Here is a 20,464-nt window from a genome sequence, read left to right on the forward strand (position 1 = left end):
AGAAAATCAAGCAGTTCAGGCGGCTGGCAACACGCTATGAGCGACTGGCGAGAAACTACCAGTCGCTACTCAACCTTATATCCGCCGTCATATGGCTGGCCTAATTGTTAACGCTCCCTAGGTGTCACAGACGTTATTTATACCTTGGAGAATGCGTTGGCGGTAGAAACATTGCCCGCTAATTACGTTCTCGATTTAGATGCTCCATTGGATGCTGGTGTGGTCACTGTTTCTCAGGCGATTGCATCATTTGCGGATGTCTCTCGGGTTTTGCAAGGAGCTAATAATCAACCCCCTGTGTCATTGTTCCAGTGGTCGGTTAGTGACACGGCAAGTGCTATTATTGATAGTATTGAAGAGAGCGCCGTTACTGGGGCCAACCCTGTCGTGATTAGTGATCGTGCCATCACTGTAGAAGAGTTTGAGCTTCTTAATGGTCTGGATAATTTCCAGTTGGGAGAGACCGTCGTAAGTTATACGCTTTCTCAAGCGGTTAACGCAGCGGTGATTGCGGAAAATTACGATATTTCAGATAGCTCTGTGTTAAATGCAGGTAGTTTGAGTGTCGTAGAGGCAGAGCAGTTGCTGAGCTCGGTAGAGTTGATTTTGTCAGGTGCTATGAACGCGCAGTCCTTAGACGCGGACCAGCTCTTTAATTGGACCGTTGTGGATAGTGCGGATAATATTTTAAGTGCGGATAATGTGCCGCACCTGCTGAGAGCAACGTCAGTTAGCGTCAGTGATGACTTAATCACACTGTCAGAGTATGAAAGCCTCCTTGGTTTAGACAGTAACTACATAAGGACTGGCGAAGTCGTCGAATACACGCTGGAAGAAGCTATCCGAGCGGATGATAGAGGAACCTTGCTGAATGGCTATGCGATTAGTGTAGACAGCCTGCTTGACGCAGGGGAGGTGAGTGTTGCGGAAGCACAAGAGGCCTACCTACAGATCACTGACCTGGTAGACAGTGCTGAAAATCGTGACAGCTTAGGCGAGCGTCTACCTTTCCATTGGGTAGTCGTTGATGATGCCACCGTGATTATTGAAGACTTGTCCGAGAATCACGTTGCGTTAGCTGATCAGGTGTTTGTTTCAAATTCTGAAATTAGCCAGCCAGAATATGAGCGTCTTATCGAGTTAGAAAATTTCGACTTAGGCTCCACGGTCGTGCGATACACGCTTGAAGGTGCCGTCAATACAGATGTTGCGTTACCCGATAGCTATTTATTAGAGACAGATACCTATGCACCAGGTGAGCTGAGTGTTGCTCAGTCTCGCTCGACTCTTGAGCGTGTGGAGTTGGTTGTAGGTAGTGCTGATAATGCTGATAGTTTAAATGTCGACGAGCTTTTTAATTGGATCGTTCAAGATAGTGCAAGTGCCGTTCTAGCAATCGAGCAAGGTGCTGCTTTCATGGTTGGTGCTGACGAGATTCGTCTTACTGATCAGCAGATTACAGTTGATCAATTCGAATCTTTATTGGCGATTGAAAATGATAATCGGGGTTATCAGCGCGGCAATGAACAGGTTGAATACACCCTCGGCCAGGCATTTGAGCGAGGCCCCGATGATGTGGTAGATAATTATCTTATCAATACACAGCCGCAGCTTGTTCTGGAGTCCCTGGCAGCGGAAGATGCCATCGAGAATCTGTCTATCGTTCGCGAGTTGTTAGGTGGGGCAGAGAACTCGCCTGACCTGAGTAGCGTTTACTCCTGGAGCATTCTGGATAGCTACAACAATATTCAGTCACGTTTGGGTGCTTCTGCTCCTGACGGCCTCCAACTTGCTGAAAGTGTTGAGGTGACAGACGAAACGCTGACAGCAGCTCAATATGAGCAACTGATGGGTAGATTAGATAATTTCAGTTTAGGGGAAGAGGTAACCGTAGTTTACGCTGATATCAATGATGCACTTCGAGCTCAGTCGGCGGATATATTAGCGCCTGATGGTCGCTTCGTGCTGAATGATACTGCAACACCTTTTGTAGCGACACTCGTCGTTGAAGAGGCTGCAAACGAGCTAACAAATGTGCGTGCAGTATTAGAAGCGGGTCGAAATGTAGAGAGTGATAACGAGACCGCTCAACGTCTGTTTGACTGGACGGTGAACGATACGGCAAGCAATATTATTCAAGCTATTGCACAAGATCATATTGTCTTGGCCGATCGTGTTCAAATTACGGATGCGCAGTTGACTTATGAACAGTACCAGTCACTCATTGGTCTTGGCAACTACGATTACAATAGTGATCCGGTGGAGATTTTGTATACGCTTGAAGAAGCGTTAGAAATCATTGAGTCAGAAGGGGTGGAGGCGCTTGTCAAGGGAGAAGAGGGCAATAGTGCAGGCTACCGTCTTGCTGATACAGAACTGTCGATTGGTGTTTTGACGGCGGAAGAAGTAAGACCCATTGTAGAGAGCGCCGTACTCGCCCTTTCAGGTGCGAACGCCCCTGTTCCCGCGGTGAATGAGCTGCTGAAATGGAGCGTTATCGACTCAGCTTCTGCCTTGTTGGCTACCCAATCGAATAATCAGTTTCCTTTGTATTTGACAGGCGCAGAACAGGTGTCGGTCAATAATGATATTCTCGCCATTGCAGACCTTCAGCGGTTACAACGGCTGAGTAATTTTGAGCTGGAAGATACGCCTGTCAGATTTATCTTTACCCGCAACTTGACGCTTGGTGATATCGAAAACATTGCTGATAGCTATGAAATTGTGGCAAGCAGGGTTGAAATACCCAACTTCTTACTTACTAGCGTGCCTAATGCTGAGACACGTTATCAGGCTACACAAGCCATTGTAGATGGAGCGCTTAATCGTCAAGCGGTGAGTGTTGAAGCACTGCAGACGTGGAGCATCACGAGCGCTCAGCCAGACGAGCTTCTTGCTGCGGGCGCCGCTCCGTGGATCAGCGGAGCGGACACGATTACATTGGATCTGGGTAGTAGTGCATCTCTGACTCCTGAGCAGTACGAGGCCTTTGTTACCTTAGGCAACGTAGATCTCGAAAATGTTAATGTCAGCTATTCGCTAGAGGAAGCGATTGCTGAAGTCAATGCAGGGGGGGAGCTGCCCGGCAGTAATGAGGGGCGGCCGGGTAGCTATGAAATTAATGCTGGACAGCCATTCGATGCCGCATCGTTAGTGGTCAGTGAAGTAGAGTCTCTGTTAGTGACGGTAGAGGAGATTCTCTCAGGGGCAAGCAATGCTGAAAGTCTCGACCGTGAAACGCTGTTAAATTGGGTAATCGAAGATAGTGTTGATCAAGTGCTCAACGCAATAGGTAGTGAGGCTTTGTCTGCCGCTAGCAGTGTTCGGGTGAACGTGGACGAAATTAGCTTCCAGGACTTTGAAGTGCTCAGCGAGCTACCCAACTTTGACCAAGAAGGGCTGACCGTCACGTACCCACTAAGTGCTTTGATACAGCGCTCTCTGGATGGCTTAAGTCTTCCCGAGAATTATGCCTTGCAAACGGATCAAGCATCGTTCTTTGATGCAGGGGCGTTGGATGCTCGGGCAGCCGAGCGGTTGTTCGAGACATCGACATTACTCTTGGAGGGAGCGGTCAATAGCGATACTCCTCTATCGTCATTAGCCACTTGGGTAGTCCAGGATACCTATGCGAATATTTATACACTCAATGTAGCGGGTAATAATGGTGTTCCTGCTGAATTCTTGATCGATGATGCAGCAAGTATTGTCATTATTGATGACCCGCTCGAAAGTGATGATGAGCAAGACCTGAATATCACTTTTACGGTCAACGGCTATACCCACCAGCCAGGCGCCGCACCGGGGGGGAGCGTCACGCAGCTATCCAAAACGTTTAATGTTGACGGCCAAGCGGCTGACGGTATTGAGCTGATCACGGATTTCCGAGTAGGAAGTGAACCAGGCTTCGATCAGCTGTTCATCGACCTGACGGCCAATGAGTTCGATGCGCTGCGCGGTGATGAGCCTGGCTTTGAGCGCTATGACGATTTGACTGCGTTAGGTGAGGATATTGCGTTTGCCGTATTTACCACTGAAGAGTTCATGAATGGCACGGCAGGTTGGCTGGATCAACTTGGCCTGAACAGTGACGAAGTGGTCTACCTGTTGGCAGGTAATGGAGACACCCCCGACATTGAAGATGATGCTCAGCTATTCCGTGTTGAGCTCACAGGCAGTGACTTCGATACCCAGTTGCTCGCCAACTTCGAAAATCTGGACCTTAACGGGTTCCTCGAAGATAACTGGAATACCAACTACAACATCACTTGATGCATGTGAAAGCTCCTGCAGTGGCAAGCCAGGCTCTGCAGAGGCGGGCTTGTGTTGGTGCGCAGCGTAAATCATGCCACTATCAACGCGTGGCCAGGCAGTTGACTGGTCACGCATGTCATCACTTCATCAACCCAATGTCGCGGGAGACAACCCCATGGGCGTGACCTATCACGAAAGCAATGCACGCATGAGCCAGGTGGCCATTCATAACGGAACCGTCTACCTCGCGGGCCAGGTGCCGGCCGATGCCACGGTGGGCATGCGTGGCCAAACCGAGCAGGTGCTGGCGCGTATCGATGAGCTGCTGGCGCAGGCGGGCACTTCCAAAGAGCACCTGATCTCTGCGCAGGTATGGGTCACCGACATGGCCGAGTTCGCAGAAATGAACGAAGCGTGGGAAGCCTGGGTAGTACCGGGTCGTCCGCCGGTGCGCGCTGCGCTGGAAGCCAAGCTGGCCAAGCCCGAGTGGAAAGTGGAAATCATGGTCATCGCGGCACTGCCCGACGCCTGATCGGTTGCTTCAAGGCTGTCACGAGGGGGCGTTAACCGAGCGTTAACGCCCCCTCGATTTTTCTTTCGTGATCGTTTTATAGTGAAGCTTCCTTCTCACACTTCCCGAACGGTACGGTCATGGTCCAGTTCGAGCTGCATAGCCGCAATCTGGCGCAAGAGCAGGTGGCGCACACCCACGATTTTCACCAGTTGATACTGGCCACGTGTGGCGTGACGGAACTGTCCATGGAAGGCCAGGGGGAGCGGGTGACCGCTCGCCGGGGCTGCTTGATCCCTTCGTCACGCCATCACGAGTATCAGGGCGATGGCAGCAACCGTACCCTGGTGCTGGATATCCCCGTGCAGCACCTGGCCACGCTGGAAAAGGGCAGTGAGATCGAGCGGCTATTCGATAAACCGCGCTTCTTTACCGTTCCCCCCGCTTTGAACCAGCTCACCCATGCGCTGGCCCATCAGTTGGATCAGTGTCCAGCCCTGCAAAACGAAATTGCCGCGCTGTTACTGCGGGCGCTCTACATGTACCTGCAGGATGCACCGCTCCAGACGGCAGCCCAAATGGGCGCGCGCTGCATCAGTGAGCGGCTGGACCTGGAGCGCCTGGATGCCTGGCTCGATCAGCACCTGGCCGATGACATTCGTGTCGAGCAGATGGCCGCACTATGCGCCTTGAGTCCCGGCCACTTTCATAGCTGCTTTCGTGAGCTGACCGGGGTGACGCCGCTGGCCTATGTGCAGCGCAGGCGGCTGGAGCATGCACGTACCCTGGTGCGGCATAGCGCCATGAGCCTTGGCCATATCGCCATGTTGGTGGGTTTTCGCGACCAGGGCAGCTTTTCCCGCGCCTACCGTCGTTACTTCGACATTTCCCCTTCGTCGGATCGCTAGCGTCTGAAACCGCTGCCTACCTGACTTACGGGCAAACTTGCCAGAGTCTCGGGCAAGCAACCGCTGCTGCATCGTCGTAGTCTCAAGAGAAGTTCGATGACGCTGGAGAGCGCTGATGCTACCACCCTCGTTTTATCCCCATGCCCACACGCACGCGGTGGCCTTTGCTACCCATCGGGTCATTGTGCAAGGCCTCGTCTATCACCTGCAGGGGGAGTGGGCATGAAGGTCATTTCTGCCAAGGAAGTCGAGCAGTTTCTAGCCTGGCCAGGCTTGATCGAGCGCCTGCACCACACCTTCGTGAACGGGGTGGAGTCGCCACCGCGCCACCATCACGCCATGCATCGGCCGGATGGCGAAGCCACCATGCTGCTGATGCCCGCCTGGGAAGCGGCAGGCTATATTGGGGTGAAGATGGTCAATGTGTTTCCGCAAAATGCCGAACACGGCCTGCCGGCCATTTCCGGCCTTTACCTGCTCAGCGAAGGTCAACACGGCCAGCCGCTGGCGTGCATCGATGGCAGCGAACTGACCCGCCGCCGCACCGCTGCTGCTTCTGCGCTGGCGGCTCGGGTGCTGGCCAGGGAAGACGCCGAAACGCTGCTGGTGGTGGGTACCGGCAAGCTGGCCCCCATGGTGATCGAAGCCCACGCAAGCGTCAGGCCCATCAAGCGCGTGCTGGTCTGGGGGCGTAACCCTCACAAGGCAGCCGCCATTGCCGAAGAGTATGCAGACCGCTTCGATACCCAGGTCGTCGATACCTTGGCCACCGCCGTGGCAGAGGCCGACATCGTCAGCTGCGTGACGCTCTCCACCCAGCCCATCATCCGGGGCGAGTGGCTGACCCCAGGCACGCACCTGGACCTGATCGGCGCCTTTCGTCCGCAAATGCGCGAAACCGATGCCGAGTGCCTGCGCCGTGCCCAGGTGTTCGTGGATACCTACGCGGGGGCACAAGGCGAAGCGGGCGACATCCTGCAGGCCATCGAGGAAGGCGCCTTCCAGTTCGAGGAGATCCAGGCGGAGCTGGCCGACGTCTTGCGTGGCGAGAAGCCCGGGCGCACCAGCCCGCAGGCCATCACGCTGTTCAAGTCGGTGGGCGCCTCTCTGGAAGATTTAGCCGCGGCGATCGAGCTCTGGGAGTCGTTACCCGCTACGCTGAAGTAGCGATTGCTAGCTCCAATGGCCAAAGGACGGTGACCATGAAGTGTTTTTATCATCCTGATCAGGCGCTGCATGCGCCGCCCACCTTCCTGCTGCGTGGCCAGCCGGCGCCTTCCCCGGAAGGGCCGGTGCGGGCCGAGCTGCTCACTCAGGGGTTGGCAAAGGTGGGCCTCAAACTGGTGGCACCGGGCGCGTCGGACTCGCCCCAGCTGCGCCAGCGGCTGGCGCAGATTCATACGCCGCGCTACCTGACCTTTCTGGAAACGATCCATGCCCGCTGGCAGGCGTTGCCCAACGCCGCCGCGCTGGTGGCGCCCAACATTCACCCCTGCGGCGGCGGCCACCACTACCCCCGCCACCCCATCGGCCAGGCGGGCTGGCACCTGCACGACATGGCTTGCCCGCTCAGCGCCACCAGTTTCCAGGGCGCATTGGCCTCGGCGGCCACCGCAGAAGCAGCCGCGGAAGCCGTGTTGGCACGGGAGACGGTGACCTATGCACTGTGCCGCCCACCCGGCCACCATGCCGGGCCTGAGCGGGCAGGCGGCTTTTGCCTGCTGAACAACTCGGCGCTGGCCGCGACCGTGCTGCGCGAACGCTTTGCCAGAGTGGCGATCATCGATGTGGATTTGCACCACGGCAACGGCACCCAGGACATTTTCTACGCCAGAAACGATGTATGGACCGGTTCCCTGCACGCCGACCCCAACGACTTCTACCCCTTTTTCTGGGGCGGGGCTGACGAAGAAGGCAGCGATGACGGCGTGGGCGCCAACGTGAACCTCCCCCTGCCGGTGGGCAGCGACGGTGAGGTCTATCTGGACGCGCTGGCGATTTTGATCGATCACTTGCAGCGTTTCGAACCGGATGCGGTGGTGGTCGCTCTGGGGCTGGATGCCCATAAGGAAGACCCGCTGGCCGGTTTGAACGTGGAAACCGAAGCGTTTATCGAGGTAGGCAAGCGTCTGGCCGCGCTGTCGCTCCCCATGGTGATCGTGCAGGAAGGCGGCTACCCCACCGAACAGCTCAGCGCCAACCTGGCGGCCTTCATGGAGGGGTTTAACGCATGAGCGGTACCGGCTTCTACTGGCACGAACGCTGCTTCTGGCACGACCAGGGGGCCATCGGCGTGTTCTCGGCGCCGGGTGAGTTCTTGCAGCCCCAGGCCGCCTCGGAAAGCCCCGAAAGCAAGCGGCGGCTGAAAAACATTCTGGAAGTCAGCGGGCTGATCGACGAGCTTTACGTGGTCAAGCCGCCCGCCGCCACGCTGGAAGACCTGCTGCGCTTTCACACGCCGCGCTACCTGGAAGAACTTCAGGCAGGCGATGCGGCAAGGGGCGGTAACGGCGGCGACTGCGCGCCCTACATGCCGGGCAGCTGGGCCGCCGCGACCCACTCGGCGGGCTTGGCCATCGCCGCCGTAGACGCCGTCGCCCGGGGCGAAGTACGCAACGCCTACGCCCTGTGCCGCCCGCCGGGCCACCATGCCGAAGCCGATCAGGGCCGTGGGTTCTGCCTGTTAGGCAATATTCCCGTGGCGGTGATGCGTGCTCAGGCGCTGGGCCAGGCCAGTCGCGTGGCGATACTCGACTGGGACGTACACCACGGTAACGGCCAGCAGGCTGCGTTCTATCGCGACCCGAACACCTTCACCATCTCAATACATCAGGCAGCCAACTACCCGCTGGAGAGCGGCGCTTTCGAAGAGCAGGGGGAGGGCGCTGGAACCGGGGCGAATCTCAACCTGCCGCTGCCCCCCGGGTGTGGCCTGGGGGCCTATGCGTATGCCATGGAAAGGCTGGTGCTGCCTGCGCTGGAAGCCTTCCAGCCCGATCTCATCATCGTTGCCTGTGGCTACGACGCCTGTGCCAAGGACCCGCTGGGCAAGATGCTGCTCAACAGTCAGGCCTTCGCCACCATGACGGCGCAAGTAAAGGCCGTGGCGGAGCGCTGCTGCGCTGGCAAGCTGGTGATGGTGCACGAAGGCGGCTACTCCGAAGGCTACGTGCCGCTCTGCGGCCATGCGGTGATCCAGACGCTGGCGGGCAGCACGACCACCGTGTTCGACCCGCAAAATGACGAAATCGCCGCCTGGGGTTATCAGGCGCTGCAGCCGCACCAGCAGGCATTGATCGATAACTGGCAACGACAGTGGGAGCAAACCACCCGATGACACCTCTTCATGATCGAGACGGCTGGATCTGGCAGGACGGCCAGTGGCTTGCCTGGCGAGATGCCAGGGTTCATGTGTTCACCCATACGCTACATTACGGGATGGGCTGCTTCGAGGGCGTGCGGGCCTACGCCGGTGCGCAAGGCCCGTGCCTGTTCCGGGTGGAGGAGCACACCCGCAGGCTCGTGGACAGTGCCCACGCGCTGGATATTCCGCTGCCGTTTCGTGAAGCCGAGCTGATCGATGCTCAGTGCAAAAGCATTACCAAAAACGGCTTGCTGGATGCCTACCTGAAGCCCACCGTGTTTCTTGGTTCAGAAGGCCTCGGGCTGCGCGCCCAAGGGCTGACCACCCATGTGATGATCGCCGCCTGGGATTTGGGGCCATACCTTTCACCGCAGGCCGCGACCCATGGATTGCGTGCCTTGACCTCTTCCTGGGCGCGCCACCATGTCAACATCAGCCTGTGCCGCGCCAAGACCAGCGGCCACTACGTGAATTCGATGCTGGCGCTCAACACGGCGGTCAAGGCCGGGTTCGATGAGACCATCATGCTCGACCCCGAAGGGTACGTGGCCGAGGCCTCGGCGGCGAATGTCTTCCTGCTGCGCGATGGCGTGCTGCACACCCCGGAAGTCACCTCTTGCCTGCAGGGCATCACCCGAGACAGCGTCATACAGCTGGCCCGCGACGTGCTGGGCATCGAAGTGAAAGAGCGGCGTATCACCCGCGATGAGCTGTACACCGCCGACGAAGCCTTCCTGACCGGCACTGCTGCCGAAATTCTGCCGCTCAGGGAGCTGGATGGACGACGCATCGGCCATCGTGCCGAAGCACCGCCGCCCAGCGAGCCGATACCTGCCCACAGCGTCACGGCGCAGCTGCAGCAGCTCTATCGCCAGGTGGTACGCGGCGAGCTGGAGGCCTACCAGCACTGGCTGACCCCGGCATGAGAGGGGAGTGGCGCCAGGGCCTGCGCGGCTAGCCGTGCTGTCGAAGCGCCTTTTCCAGCGCCGCCAACCTGCCCGGCTGCAGTGCCTCTTCTACCGCCGTGATGCGAATCACGTTGGCCAGTTGCGGGTGAGCAAGGCGGGCCACCAGCACGCCATCGTCCAGCAGTTCCTGATGCACGGCGGCGGCCAGCTCGGCGCTGGATAGGCGGATGCCGACGAAGTTGGTGGCGCTGGGCAGCACGTCTGCCCCCAGCGCCGTGAAGTGCAGCGCCAGCTGTTCACGGCGCGCTTTGACATCCGCAATATGCTGCTGCACTTCCTCGGGGTGGTCGAGCACGACCTCGGCGGCGGCCTGGGTGAAGGAAGAGACCGCGTAGTGAATACGCACTTTCATCATCATCGCCAGCACGTCGGGCTCGGCAATTGCGTAGCCAATCCGCATGCCCGCCAGGCCATGGGCCTTGGAGAGCGTGCGCAGGCGAATCACCCCCGGCAGCGCCTGGCCCAGGAACTCACTTCCCGCATCGTCACGAAAATCCCCGTAGGCCTCATCCAGCAGCAGCCAGCAGTCGTTGGGGAGCGCCTGGCGAAACTTGAGAATGGCGCTATCGCTGTGCAGGTGGCCGCTGGGGTTGTCCGGGTTGGCCAGGTACACCAGCCGCGCTTGCTCCTGATGGGCCGCTGCCGCCAGCGCTTCCAGATCGGGGGCGAGCACGCCAGGCGCTTCATGGTAGCTGGGCTCGACCAACCGGCAGCCCTGGCCCTGGGCAAAGTACCCGAAGGTGGGGTAGGTGCCTGCGGTGCTCACCACGGCCTCGCCCACGGTGCAGGTGGTGCGCAGTGCCAGGGCGATCAGGCTGTCGGCACCGGCGTCCACCAGCAGGTGGTCAAGGGGAATGTCTTGCTGGGCGCTGATGCGCTGGCGAACGCCCAGCGCTTCGGCATCGCCATAGCAATACACGTGTTGTGCCACGGCATCGCCGAAGTGTTCCCGCAGCGCACGGTGGGGCATGTCCAGCCCCTCGTTGGAGCCCAGGCGGTGAGGGATCTCACGGCCGAGCCGCCGCTCCAGCACCTTGATGCCGGGGAAAGGGTTCACGGGGCCAACGCCCGTCAGGTGGTCGGGATAGCGGGGCATAATCAGGTCCTGATCAGTTCAATGTTCAACGCAATATTTTGCCACGATTCAGCAGCTTATGAGGGTCGAGTGCCTGCTTGAGGGTATGCATCAGCGCAACCTCCTCTGCCGAGCGGCAGGTCTCCAGCCATGGGCGCTTTTCCAGGCCGATCCCATGTTCGGCAGACACCGAGCCGCCCAGCGCCGCCAGGGGTTGATACACCAGGGTCTCGACCTCCCGGCGTACCGCCAATTCATGACTGCCCACGCACACCGAAATATGCAGGTTGCCATCGCCCAGGTGGCCAAAGACCACGAGCCGGGCATCGGGCCAGCGCTGGGTCAACTGGTGCTCCAGGGCATCGGTGTAGCGCTGCATGTCGGCAATCGGCAGGCTGACATCGAACGTCAATACCGGGGTCATGGCCTGGACCAGGCCTTCGATGTCTTCACGAATGGCCCACAGGCCGTCTCGCTGTGCCGCTGACTGAGCCAGCACCGCATCGACGATCAGCTCGTTCTCCAGCGCTCTCTCCAGGGCCTCACGGAACTGGGTCGTATTGCGCTCGGCATCGCTACCCAGGGATTCGATGATGACATAAAACGGATGGCTGGTGGCAATGGGGGGCGTGTGGCGTCCCGAGGTTTCCGTCAGCAGGCGGTAATGGTTCTGCCACATGACCTCGAAAGCCCCCAGGCTACCGCCCAGCGCCTTGCCCATGTGGCGGAGCAGGGCCGTCAAGGCCTCGAACGAAGGGCAGGCCACCAGCGCGGTTTGTTCGCTGGGCGTGGGCGGCTGCAAGCGCAGCACCGCGCGGGTCACGATACCCAGCGTGCCTTCACTGCCAATGAACAGCTGCTTGAGGTCGAACCCGGCATTGTTTTTCAGCATGCGGTTCATGGAGCTCACGATACGGCCATCGGCCATCACGGCTTCCAGCCCCAGCACCTGCTGGCGCATCATGCCATAGCGGATCACCCGCACGCCCCCGGCGTTGGTGGCGATATTACCGCCAATCGTGCAACTGCCCCGGGCGCCCAAATCCAGCGGGAACTGCAAGCCCGCGTCGCTGGCGGCCTCCTGTACCCGCTGCAAAGGGGCACCGGCCTGGACGGTCAGCGTACCGCCAACGTGGTCGATCTCTTCGATGGCGGTCATGCGCTCCAGTGAAATCACCAGCTCCTCTTCGCTGGCGTCGGCGCCATGCACCAGCCCGGTCAGCCCGCCGTGGGTCACCACCGGCTGCCGGACCTCGTGGCAAGCGCGCATCACCTCGGCCAACGCTTGGGTGCTGGCCGGGCGCACGATGGCACCGGCAAGGCAGGGAGCGCCGGTCATCCAGTCGACGCGGCGGCTACGCACATCGTCTCCGGTGAGTACGTGCGCGGGGCCGACGATGGCGCGAAGCGCCTCCAGGGTAATCTGCATGCCTGTTTCCTTACGTGACGTTCCATCGTTGTGTGAATAAAGTGTTTGAAGACAGTTGTGTGAAGACGATTGTGTGAATCAAGACGTATGAATCAACGCTCATGAACCAGCGTGTGACACATCAAAGGCTAATCAGGCCGACGCGGCGGCAGGCGCGTCGCGCCCCGGAATCGCATCGAGCAGCGAACGGGTATAGGCCGCCTGGGGGGCCAGAAATATCTGCTCGGCGCTGCCTTGCTCGACGATGCGCCCATGCTGCATGACGACGATACGATCACAAATCTGGGCGGCCACCCGCAAGTCGTGCGTGATGAACAGCAGTGACAGCGACAGCCGCTGTTTCAGCGATTCCAGCAGCTCCAGCACCTGCGCCTGAATGGAGACGTCCAGCGCAGAGACCGCCTCATCGGCCACGATCAATTCAGGGTTGAGCGCCAGCGCTCTGGCAATGCCGATGCGCTGGCGTTGGCCGCCTGAAAACTCATGGGGAAAACGCGTCACGGCACTGGCACCCAGCCCCACCAGTTCCAACAGCTCACCGGCCTGGCGGAGCGCGGCGGCCTTCGGCGTGCCGTTGGCCATGGGGCCTTGAGCGATGGCCATGCCGACCCGGGTGCGCGGGTTCAAGGACGCATAAGGGTCCTGAAAAATCATCTGCACCCGGTGGCGTTCGCGGCGCAGCGCGCTGCCGCTCAACTGCGAAAAATTGACCCCATCCAGCAGCAGCTCGCCATTATCCGGGTGCTCCAGGCGCACCACGCAGCGGCCAAGGGTCGATTTTCCCGAGCCGGACTCGCCCACGATACCCACGGTCTCGCCTTTGGCCAGCGTCAGCGATACGTCATCCAGCGCGCGCACTTCCCGAGTGGCCTTGAACCAGCCCCCGCGTGAACGAAACACCTTGTTGAGCCCCTTGATCTCCAGCAGGGGCGCCGAGGTGGCAGGTGCCCGGTGCGGGGGAAGGGCGTTGCTGGGAATGGCGGCGATCAAGGCCTGGGTATACGCATCCTGCGGGTTCTCCAGCACATCCCGAGCATTGCCGATTTCGACGATGCGGCCATGGCGCATGACGCAAACACGGTTGGCGATTTCCGCCACCACGCCAAAATCGTGGGTGATGAACATGACGGCCATGCCACGCCGCTGTTGCAGATCACGAATCAGCGCCAGAATCTGCGCCTGGGTGGTCACATCCAGCGCCGTGGTGGGCTCATCGGCAATCAACAGCACCGGTTCGAGCGCCAGCGCCATGGCAATCATCACCCGCTGCCGCTGCCCGCCGGAAAGCTCGAAGGGGTAGGCGCTGATGGCCTTCTCTGGCTGCGGGATACCCACTTCCACCAGCAGTTCCAGCGCCCGCGTCTGGCGCTGCCGGGGGCTGAGCTGGCCATGGGCCTCGAACACTTCGGCAATCTGTGCGCCCACGCGCATCAAGGGGTTCAGTGCCGTCATTGGTTCCTGGAAGATCATGCCGATCTTCAGGCCGCGCAGTGTTCGGTGCTGCTTTTCGCTCAGGGCCAGCAGGTTCTGGCCTTCGAACGTGACGCTGCCCTGCACGGGGCGAACGCCCTTGGGCAGCAGGCCCATGACCGTGTTGGCGGCCATGGACTTGCCCGACCCGGACTCCCCGACCACGCACATGATCTCGCCACGGTTGACGCTATAGCTGACATTCTCCACCGCCAGCGGTCGGTCTGCGCCTTTGGGCAGCACCACGCTCAAGCCTTCGATCTGTAGTACGGCGGGCGCCTCGTCCTGGCCAGCGGGTTGCACGACATCGTTCATGGCAGGCTCCTAACGCTCACGGGAAAGTTTGGGGTTCAGCGCATCGTCCAGCCCTTCACCGACCAGGTTGAGTGCCAGGACGGTCAGCAGAATGGCCACGCCAGGGAAGAAGCTCAGCCACCATGCCTGGCGAATCACGGTACGCGCGGCACCGATCATGTAGCCCCAGGACATGACGTTCGGGTCGCCCAGCCCCAGAAACGAGAGCGACGACTCCAGCAGAATCGCCGTGGCCACCATGAGCGAGGCCAGCACGATGATGGGCGAGAGGGTATTGGGCAGGATCTGGCGCAGGATGATGGTGGTATTGGACTGGCCCACCAGCCGAGCGGCCTCGACGTACTCCCGGTGGCGCAGCGACATGAACTCCGCCCGCACCAGGCGGGCCACGGGCGGCCAGCTCACCAGGGCAATGGCCAGCACGATGGAGGTCACGCTGGGCTGCATGATGGCCACCAGCACGATGGCCAGGGCAAAGTTGGGAATGGTCTGGAAAAACTCGGTGATGCGCATCAGCACGTCATCGATCCAGCCACCGTAATACCCGGCAATGGCCCCCAGCGGCACGCCAATCAGCAGGGCCACGCTGGTGGACACCAGGCCAATCAGCAGCGATACCCAGGCGCCATGCATCAGGCCCGCCGCCACATTGCGGCCCATGGTGTCGGTGCCCAGGGGAAACCCCTCCTGCGAGAACGGCGGCAGAAAGGGGCGCTGCACCATGCGCCAGGGCGATTCGGGAAACAGCAGCGGGGCAAGAAGGGCCATGGCGATGATCACCAGCAGGATAACCAGCCCCACCAGCGCCCCGCGGTTCTGGGCGAAACGTGCAAAAAAGCTCATGAGGCCCCCTTGATGCGTGGGTCTGCCAGGCGATACACCAGATCGGTGAGAATGTTGAACACGATCACCAGCGCCGCAGAGAAGAAGAAAATACCCAGCAAGAGGTTGTAGTCACGCTGTTGCAGCGCTTCGAACATCAGCCTGCCGATGCCGGGCCAAGCGAACACGGTTTCGGTGAGGATCGCGCCGCCCACCATTTGCCCGGCCTGCAGGCCCGCCAGCGTGATGATGGGAAGCAGAGCGTTGCGCAGCACATGGCGGCGCTGGATGACGCCCGGCTTGAGCCCCTTGGCCCGGGCCGTTTTGACATAATCCTGCTGAGCGGCATCCAGCATGGAGGTGCGCGTCATGCGGGTGTAAATCGCCATGAAAAAGAGCGCCAGGGTCGTGGCAGGCAGCACCAGGTGTTTCGCCACGTCCAGCGCCAGGGCCAGCCCGGTATGGCCAGCGCCCACGGTGTACAGCCCATAGGCAGGCAGCCAGCCCAGGTACACCGAGAACACCACCACGGACATCAGCGCCACCCAGAACAGCGGCGTCGCGTAGAACACCAGCGCCAGCGCCATGATCAGCGAGCCCGATGGTTTCTTGGCTCTGGCCGCCGCCATGGAACCGGCAATGATGCCCAGCACCAGCGAGAGCACAAAGGCGGTGCCGGTGAGCAGCAGCGTGGCGGGCAAGCGTGCCATGATCAGGTCGAAGACGGGCGTGCCCAGCCGGTAGGAGTAGCCAAAATCCAGCATGGCAATGCCGGAGACGTAGCGCCATAGCTGCACGTAGATAGGCTGGTCGAGGCCGAAGCGCACGCGCAGCTGGTCGAGAAACTCCTGGTCGGCGGCACCGGCTTCCCCGGCCAGAATGGCCGCTGGGTCGCCGGGGGCCATCTGAATCAGGAAGAAGTTGAAGATCACGATCAAAAACAGGACGATCACGGCTTTGAATAGCCGCATGACGATCAATCGGGCATATAACATGAGCATATTCCTGACATAGCTGAAACACCCGGGTCGCCATGGCGGCCCGGGTGGCACCTACCTAGCGGTCCAGCCAGGCATCCTTGAAGCCATCGTTCACGCCGACCCCGGAGGTCACCAGGTCCTGAACATCACAGCGGTAAAGGGTGGGGAAGCCAAGCTCCATCAGCCAGCCAACCGGGACATCCTCATGCAGGATTTCCTGCACTTCACGGTAGAGGGCTTCGCGCTCCTCATCAGGAAACGCCGTGGCGGCGGCATTGAACAGCTCATCTACCCGCTCGTTCTCATAACCCTGAACGTTATTCCAGGGGGAGCCCTTGGCGATGTTGTCAGACAGATAGGTACGTGAAATGCCCAGCGCAGGGTCGCCGTACTGGAAAAGATAGGTAAAGGCCAGGTCGTAATCCCAGTCACCCAGGCGCTGGTTCCAGCCGCCCACGTCGGTGGCCTGGGTGCGGACGTTGATGCCTACTTCACGCAAGTTCTGCTGCACGGCTTCTGCCCAGCGGGTCCAGGTCTCGCCGTAAGGCAGCGGTAGAATGGTGATCTCTTCGCCGTCGTACTCCATTTCTGCCAGCAGCTCCCGAGCGCGCTCGGGGTTGTGGTCGTAGGGCTCCAGGCCGTCATACTGGAAGCTGGCATTCGAACCAAAGGCCGTCAGCGGTACATTGCCCAGCCCATTCCAGAGCACGTCGCGGGCAAATTCGCGGTCCATGGCGTACATCACGGCCTGGCGGAAGCGCTTGTCGGCGGTGGGGCCTTCCCGGTTGTTCATCCACAGCATGGCAAAGGGGCTGAAGTACTCATGACCCTGCTCGGTCATGCAGACGTTATCCATGGCCGAAAGGCGCGGAATATCGAAGTTTTCCACGGTGCCGCTGGGCAGGACATCGATGGTGCCATTCTCGAAGGCCACGGCCCGGGAGCCGCCATCGGGAATCACGTGCCAGTTGACCCCATCCAGGTAAGGCAGGCCCTCTTCGTAGTAGTCGTCGTTTCTGACCAGCTCGATGACCGTGCCACGCTCCCAGTTGGCGAACTTGAACGGCCCCGTGCCAATCGGGTGGTCATTGTGCTCGTTATTGCGGAAGTCGGTGCCTTCGTACAAGTGCTTGGGCACCATGGTGAAGGTGCCCGCCTCGAACGAGATCAGGAAGGGGCCGAAGGGCTCGGTCAGGGTAAATACCACCGTGTGGTCGTCGCTGGCCTCGATGCTTTCCACATGCTGTAACACGGCCCGTGCGCTGGGGTTCAACTCACGGTGGAAAACATCGGCAGAAAACACCACGTCGTCGGCGTTGAAGGGCTCTCCATCGTGCCAGGTGACGTTATCGCGCAAATGGAAGGTATAGACCCTGCCATCGTCGCTGACCTCCCAGGACTCGGCCAACTGGGGCATGGGCTCCAGGTCGGTGGTGTAGCGCAGCAGGCCTTCATAGATATTGCCCGCCACGGTGCGCGTGGGGGCGTTCTGAATCATGCCCAGTACCAGCCCCGGCGGCTCGGGTTGAATGATGGTGTTGACCGTTCCACCGGATTGCGGGTCTGCGGCCAGCACGGATGTGGAACCCAGCGCAAGCGTGACGGCAGAGAGTGCCAAAGCCAAAGGTGTTTTCATGTTTCCTGCTCCTCGGTTTATTGGTACGTAAAAGCTTTACGTCGTCGTTAGTCGAGCGAGGCGTGACGTGTTCAGGCCAGGTTGTGGTGTTTGTTGGCGGCCCTTTTTGACCATAGCAGCGGCTGGTAAAACTGTCGACAGTCGTCAATCGTCCGTCGACAAGTGTGGTTTTTTTGTCATACTCAAGGCATGTCATGGCGACCACGAGTAGACTTTATGGCCCCTTTGCCAACGGCGCCGCAGGCGGTTATCCAGCAGCACAATCTGGTCGAGCAGGTGGCGGACTACCTGACCCAAGCAATTATTCAGCAACACTTTTTACCCGGCGAACGGCTTTCTGAAGTGCAGCTTTCCCGCGCGCTGGGGGTGAGCCGTGCGCCGGTCCGTGAAGCGGCGCGCTTGCTGGAAAGCCGCGGTTTGCTGATTTCGAAGCCGCGGAAGGGCTTCTTCGTACGTGCGTTGAATACCGTTGAACTGGAGGATGTCTTCGACCTGCGGCTGTGCATGGAGCGGCACGCCATTCAGCGCCTGTGCCAGCGTTACACGCCCGAGGCCGAACAGGCCTTGCAGCAGCAGGTAGCCGTGCTGTGCGAGGCCGCCGCTGGAAACGACGGCACGCGCCGCATCGAAGAAGACTTGACGTTCCACCGCCTGATGCTGCACTACGCAGGCAACGAGCGTCTGCTGCGGGCCTTCGATGACCTGGCCCATGAATTACGCCTCTGCATCGCGCTGATCACCAAAACCCATGAAGCCCCCGAAACCATCGCCACCAGCCATTTCAAGTTGCTCGACGCCCTGGCCACGGGCCGCCCGGAAACCTGCCGCGAGGCCATCGATTTTCACATCGGGGTGGCCAGAGACTTTGTGGTGAAGGGGGTGGGCGAGAGTGAGAGCGAAAGCGAGAGTGGAGCCCCGGCCAATGAAGACCTTCTTTCACGCTGAACAGCGCCTGCACCATCCGCGCACCTACTTCTCGCGGGGCAAGATGCGCGCCCCGCAGGAAGTACCCGAACGCGCCACGGCGCTGCTGGCGGCCGTGCACCGGCTGGGGTTTGATGTGCAGGCTCCCATCGACCACGGCGTCGCGCCGTTGCGGGCCGTGCACTCGCTGGCCTATCTGCGTTTTCTGGAAAGTGCTTATCGGCGCTGGCATGCGCTGGACGAAGACTGGGGGGACGAAGTGATCTCCAACATCTTCGTGCGCTCGCCCAACGCCCTGCGCGGTATCCTGGCCGAAGCGGCACGTTACCTGGCCGATGGCAGCGCGCCCGTGGGCCAGCACACCTGGCACTCGGCGTACTGGTCGGCGCAAAGTGCCGTGTCCGGGGCGGAGGCGTTATTGGCAGGGGAGCGCTTCGCGTATGCGCTGTCACGCCCGCCGGGCCACCATGCGGGCATCGACTCCGCCGGTGGTTTCTGCTTTCTCAATAATGCCGCCATTGCTGCCCAGCATCTCACCGCGCGGTTTCCGCGCATCGTCGTGCTCGACCCGGATATGCACCACGGTCAGGGCATACAGGAGATCTTCTACCAGCGCGACGATGTGCTCTATATCTCCATCCATGGCGATACCACCAACTTCTATCCGGCGGTCTCCGGCTTCGAAGAGGAGCGCGGAGAAGGGGCCGGGCTGGGCTACAACCTCAACCTGCCCATGCCCCACGGCTCGGCAGAAGCGGTGTTTTTCGACCGCCTGGCCCAAGCCTGCCAGGCCATTCGCCTGTTCGAGCCCGATGCGCTGGTGCTGGCGCTGGGGTTCGATATTCATGAGCGCGACCCTCAGGCCAAAGTAGCGGTATCGACACCAGGTTTTGGCGAGTTGGGACGCACCATCGCAGGCCTCGATGTGCCCACCCTGGTGGTACAGGAAGGAGGCTACTACCTGGAAGGGCTGGAAGCCAACGCGGTGAGCTTTTTTGAAGGATTGCTGGGAGCGAAAGAAGGAAAGGAGAACGATTAAGCCAGTATTTCCAACCCCTTTTCGGCCACCAGGTTTAGCAGCTTGAGCGAAGGACCATTGGGTTTTTTCTGGCCTTGTTCCCACTTCTGGATGGTAGACACGCTAGTGTTCAGGTATGCGGCGAACACGCCTTGACTGGCGTGATTCCTGGTGCGGATCTGCTTGATCTGTATGGCTGTGTACTCTTTGACAGGCGGCAGGCAGAGCGCATCGAACTCACGCAGAGTGGTGTCTTTCATCACACCCGCCGTGTGCAGGTCTTGAGCCGTTTCATGCACCATATCCAGAATTGATTTATCCATCGTTTTTAACCTCGATCAATGCGCCATACCTGATGGCTTCGGTCAATGCCGTGTCACTGTAGCCCAGCAATTCTTTGGCTAAATGTTTTAATGCTTTAAGCTCTTCGGCACTGATGTTAGCGCGAGCATTTTTGGCAAAACCGTAAACGAAAAATGCTTTATTGCCGATCTTGTAAGCCAGTAGGGTTCTGACACCACTGCTCTTGCCTCGGCTACCGATTGCCACGCGCTTTTTCACCACATGGCCACCCAAGTCGGCATCAATCAGGCCGCGCTCCATTTCCTCAACGGCGGCGAGCAAAGCAGCATCATCCAGCCCTTCCTTGGCTGCCCACTTACTGAACGCCTTGTTTTTAAATACTCGCATCGGATCCCTTTTTTATCATTTTAATATGTATAGCACTAAGTGACACACCATGCCAGTGTTGTGCAGCCGCGTAGCTGCTTTGGTCTGTGTCTGGCAAGAT

Annotated in this window: 17 protein-coding genes; 9 read left to right on the forward strand and 8 right to left on the reverse strand. The window is 59.7% G+C overall.

Annotated elements, in window-relative coordinates; genetic code table 11:
* Nucleotides 1-156 precede the first annotated feature (156 nt).
* The 7 genes from CWI66_RS13975 to CWI66_RS14005 all read left to right on the forward strand — a co-directional run bounded on the left by CWI66_RS13975 (nucleotide 157) and on the right by CWI66_RS14005 (nucleotide 9,963).
* A complete protein-coding gene (locus tag CWI66_RS13975) occupies nucleotides 157-4,272 on the forward strand; it encodes a hypothetical protein (RefSeq protein ID WP_198517592.1) in 4,116 nt (1,371 codons plus the stop codon).
* Between the two features lie 157 nt (nucleotides 4,273-4,429).
* The gene (locus CWI66_RS13980) at nucleotides 4,430-4,786 is read left to right on the forward strand and encodes a RidA family protein (RefSeq protein ID WP_016914906.1); all 357 of its coding nucleotides are present in this window, start codon (nucleotides 4,430-4,432) and stop codon (nucleotides 4,784-4,786) included.
* A 119-nt stretch (nucleotides 4,787-4,905) separates the two neighbouring features.
* The gene (locus tag CWI66_RS13985; protein ID WP_016914905.1) at nucleotides 4,906-5,673 is read left to right on the forward strand and encodes a helix-turn-helix transcriptional regulator; all 768 of its coding nucleotides are present in this window, start codon (nucleotides 4,906-4,908) and stop codon (nucleotides 5,671-5,673) included.
* Nucleotides 5,674-5,895: 222 nt separating this feature from the next.
* Complete coding sequence (locus tag CWI66_RS13990; protein ID WP_100732013.1) at nucleotides 5,896-6,840, forward strand: ornithine cyclodeaminase family protein; 945 nt, start codon at nucleotides 5,896-5,898, stop codon at nucleotides 6,838-6,840.
* A gap of 35 nt (nucleotides 6,841-6,875) precedes the next feature.
* Nucleotides 6,876-7,907, forward strand: a complete 1,032-nt coding sequence (locus CWI66_RS13995; protein ID WP_100732014.1) for a histone deacetylase family protein — start codon at nucleotides 6,876-6,878, stop codon at nucleotides 7,905-7,907.
* On the forward strand, nucleotides 7,904-9,010 hold the full coding sequence (locus CWI66_RS14000; RefSeq protein ID WP_100732015.1) for a class II histone deacetylase: 1,107 nt from the start codon (nucleotides 7,904-7,906) through the stop codon (nucleotides 9,008-9,010). Before CWI66_RS13995 ends, CWI66_RS14000 begins: the two co-directional genes overlap by 4 nt.
* A complete protein-coding gene (locus tag CWI66_RS14005; RefSeq protein ID WP_100732016.1) occupies nucleotides 9,007-9,963 on the forward strand; it encodes a branched-chain amino acid transaminase in 957 nt (318 codons plus the stop codon). Before CWI66_RS14000 ends, CWI66_RS14005 begins: the two co-directional genes overlap by 4 nt.
* Nucleotides 9,964-9,991: 28 nt before the next feature.
* On the opposite strand, the gene CWI66_RS14010 is transcribed toward CWI66_RS14005, so the two are convergent.
* The 6 genes from CWI66_RS14010 to CWI66_RS14035 all read right to left on the reverse strand — a co-directional run bounded on the left by CWI66_RS14010 (nucleotide 9,992) and on the right by CWI66_RS14035 (nucleotide 17,732).
* A complete protein-coding gene (locus tag CWI66_RS14010; protein WP_100732017.1) occupies nucleotides 9,992-11,101 on the reverse strand; it encodes a pyridoxal phosphate-dependent aminotransferase in 1,110 nt (369 codons plus the stop codon).
* Nucleotides 11,102-11,126: 25 nt separating this feature from the next.
* Nucleotides 11,127-12,509, reverse strand: coding sequence for an FAD-binding oxidoreductase (locus CWI66_RS14015; protein WP_100732018.1), 1,383 nt, complete (start codon nucleotides 12,507-12,509; stop codon nucleotides 11,127-11,129).
* A gap of 132 nt (nucleotides 12,510-12,641) precedes the next feature.
* On the reverse strand, nucleotides 12,642-14,294 hold the full coding sequence (locus CWI66_RS14020; RefSeq protein WP_100732019.1) for an ABC transporter ATP-binding protein: 1,653 nt from the start codon (nucleotides 14,292-14,294) through the stop codon (nucleotides 12,642-12,644).
* Between the two features lie 9 nt (nucleotides 14,295-14,303).
* Nucleotides 14,304-15,137 carry an ABC transporter permease gene (locus CWI66_RS14025; protein WP_016914894.1) on the reverse strand — a complete coding sequence of 278 codons (834 nt, stop codon included), beginning with the start codon at nucleotides 15,135-15,137 and terminating at the stop codon, nucleotides 14,304-14,306.
* A complete protein-coding gene (locus CWI66_RS14030; protein ID WP_081136550.1) occupies nucleotides 15,134-16,111 on the reverse strand; it encodes an ABC transporter permease in 978 nt (325 codons plus the stop codon). Before CWI66_RS14030 ends, CWI66_RS14025 begins: the two co-directional genes overlap by 4 nt.
* A 61-nt stretch (nucleotides 16,112-16,172) precedes the next feature.
* The gene (locus tag CWI66_RS14035) at nucleotides 16,173-17,732 is read right to left on the reverse strand and encodes an ABC transporter substrate-binding protein (protein WP_100732020.1); all 1,560 of its coding nucleotides are present in this window, start codon (nucleotides 17,730-17,732) and stop codon (nucleotides 16,173-16,175) included.
* A gap of 216 nt (nucleotides 17,733-17,948) precedes the next feature.
* Between CWI66_RS14035 and CWI66_RS14040 the strand changes: the two genes are divergently transcribed.
* The gene (locus CWI66_RS14040; RefSeq protein WP_081136546.1) at nucleotides 17,949-18,677 is read left to right on the forward strand and encodes a GntR family transcriptional regulator; all 729 of its coding nucleotides are present in this window, start codon (nucleotides 17,949-17,951) and stop codon (nucleotides 18,675-18,677) included.
* Complete coding sequence (locus tag CWI66_RS14045; RefSeq protein WP_100732021.1) at nucleotides 18,655-19,695, forward strand: histone deacetylase family protein; 1,041 nt, start codon at nucleotides 18,655-18,657, stop codon at nucleotides 19,693-19,695. Before CWI66_RS14040 ends, CWI66_RS14045 begins: the two co-directional genes overlap by 23 nt.
* On the opposite strand, the gene CWI66_RS14050 is transcribed toward CWI66_RS14045, so the two are convergent.
* Nucleotides 19,692-19,997 (reverse strand): helix-turn-helix domain-containing protein, encoded by a 306-nt coding sequence (locus CWI66_RS14050; protein ID WP_039180230.1) that lies wholly within the window; start codon nucleotides 19,995-19,997, stop codon nucleotides 19,692-19,694. The genes CWI66_RS14045 and CWI66_RS14050 overlap by 4 nt on opposite strands.
* Entirely contained in the window at nucleotides 19,990-20,364 is a 375-nt protein-coding gene (locus CWI66_RS14055) for a type II toxin-antitoxin system RelE/ParE family toxin (protein ID WP_100732022.1), read from the reverse strand. The genes CWI66_RS14050 and CWI66_RS14055 overlap by 8 nt, the downstream gene beginning before the upstream one ends.
* Between the last annotated feature and the right edge of the window lie 100 nt (nucleotides 20,365-20,464).

The sequence above is a fragment of the Halomonas sp. 141 genome (assembly GCF_002810305.1).
GTDB classification, from domain to species: Bacteria; Pseudomonadota; Gammaproteobacteria; order Pseudomonadales; family Halomonadaceae; genus Vreelandella; species Vreelandella stevensii.

What these genes read in the sequence shown, in the direction of transcription:
- CWI66_RS13980 (WP_016914906.1), top strand. Translation starts at nt 4,430, where the DNA reads ATGGGCGTGACCTATCACGAAAGCAATGCACGCATGAGCCAGGTGGCC.
- CWI66_RS13985 (WP_016914905.1), top strand. Translation starts at nt 4,906, where the DNA reads ATGGTCCAGTTCGAGCTGCATAGCCGCAATCTGGCGCAAGAGCAGGTG.
- CWI66_RS13990 (WP_100732013.1), top strand. Translation starts at nt 5,896, where the DNA reads ATGAAGGTCATTTCTGCCAAGGAAGTCGAGCAGTTTCTAGCCTGGCCA.
- CWI66_RS13995 (WP_100732014.1), top strand. Translation starts at nt 6,876, where the DNA reads ATGAAGTGTTTTTATCATCCTGATCAGGCGCTGCATGCGCCGCCCACC.
- CWI66_RS14000 (WP_100732015.1), top strand. Translation starts at nt 7,904, where the DNA reads ATGAGCGGTACCGGCTTCTACTGGCACGAACGCTGCTTCTGGCACGAC.
- CWI66_RS14005 (WP_100732016.1), top strand. Translation starts at nt 9,007, where the DNA reads ATGACACCTCTTCATGATCGAGACGGCTGGATCTGGCAGGACGGCCAG.
- CWI66_RS14010 (WP_100732017.1), bottom strand. Translation starts at nt 11,101, where the DNA reads ATGCCCCGCTATCCCGACCACCTGACGGGCGTTGGCCCCGTGAACCCT.
- CWI66_RS14015 (WP_100732018.1), bottom strand. Translation starts at nt 12,509, where the DNA reads ATGCAGATTACCCTGGAGGCGCTTCGCGCCATCGTCGGCCCCGCGCAC.
- CWI66_RS14020 (WP_100732019.1), bottom strand. Translation starts at nt 14,294, where the DNA reads ATGAACGATGTCGTGCAACCCGCTGGCCAGGACGAGGCGCCCGCCGTA.
- CWI66_RS14025 (WP_016914894.1), bottom strand. Translation starts at nt 15,137, where the DNA reads ATGAGCTTTTTTGCACGTTTCGCCCAGAACCGCGGGGCGCTGGTGGGG.
- CWI66_RS14030 (WP_081136550.1), bottom strand. Translation starts at nt 16,111, where the DNA reads ATGTTATATGCCCGATTGATCGTCATGCGGCTATTCAAAGCCGTGATC.
- CWI66_RS14035 (WP_100732020.1), bottom strand. Translation starts at nt 17,732, where the DNA reads ATGAAAACACCTTTGGCTTTGGCACTCTCTGCCGTCACGCTTGCGCTG.
- CWI66_RS14040 (WP_081136546.1), top strand. Translation starts at nt 17,949, where the DNA reads ATGGCCCCTTTGCCAACGGCGCCGCAGGCGGTTATCCAGCAGCACAAT.
- CWI66_RS14045 (WP_100732021.1), top strand. Translation starts at nt 18,655, where the DNA reads ATGAAGACCTTCTTTCACGCTGAACAGCGCCTGCACCATCCGCGCACC.
- CWI66_RS14050 (WP_039180230.1), bottom strand. Translation starts at nt 19,997, where the DNA reads ATGGATAAATCAATTCTGGATATGGTGCATGAAACGGCTCAAGACCTG.
- CWI66_RS14055 (WP_100732022.1), bottom strand. Translation starts at nt 20,364, where the DNA reads ATGCGAGTATTTAAAAACAAGGCGTTCAGTAAGTGGGCAGCCAAGGAA.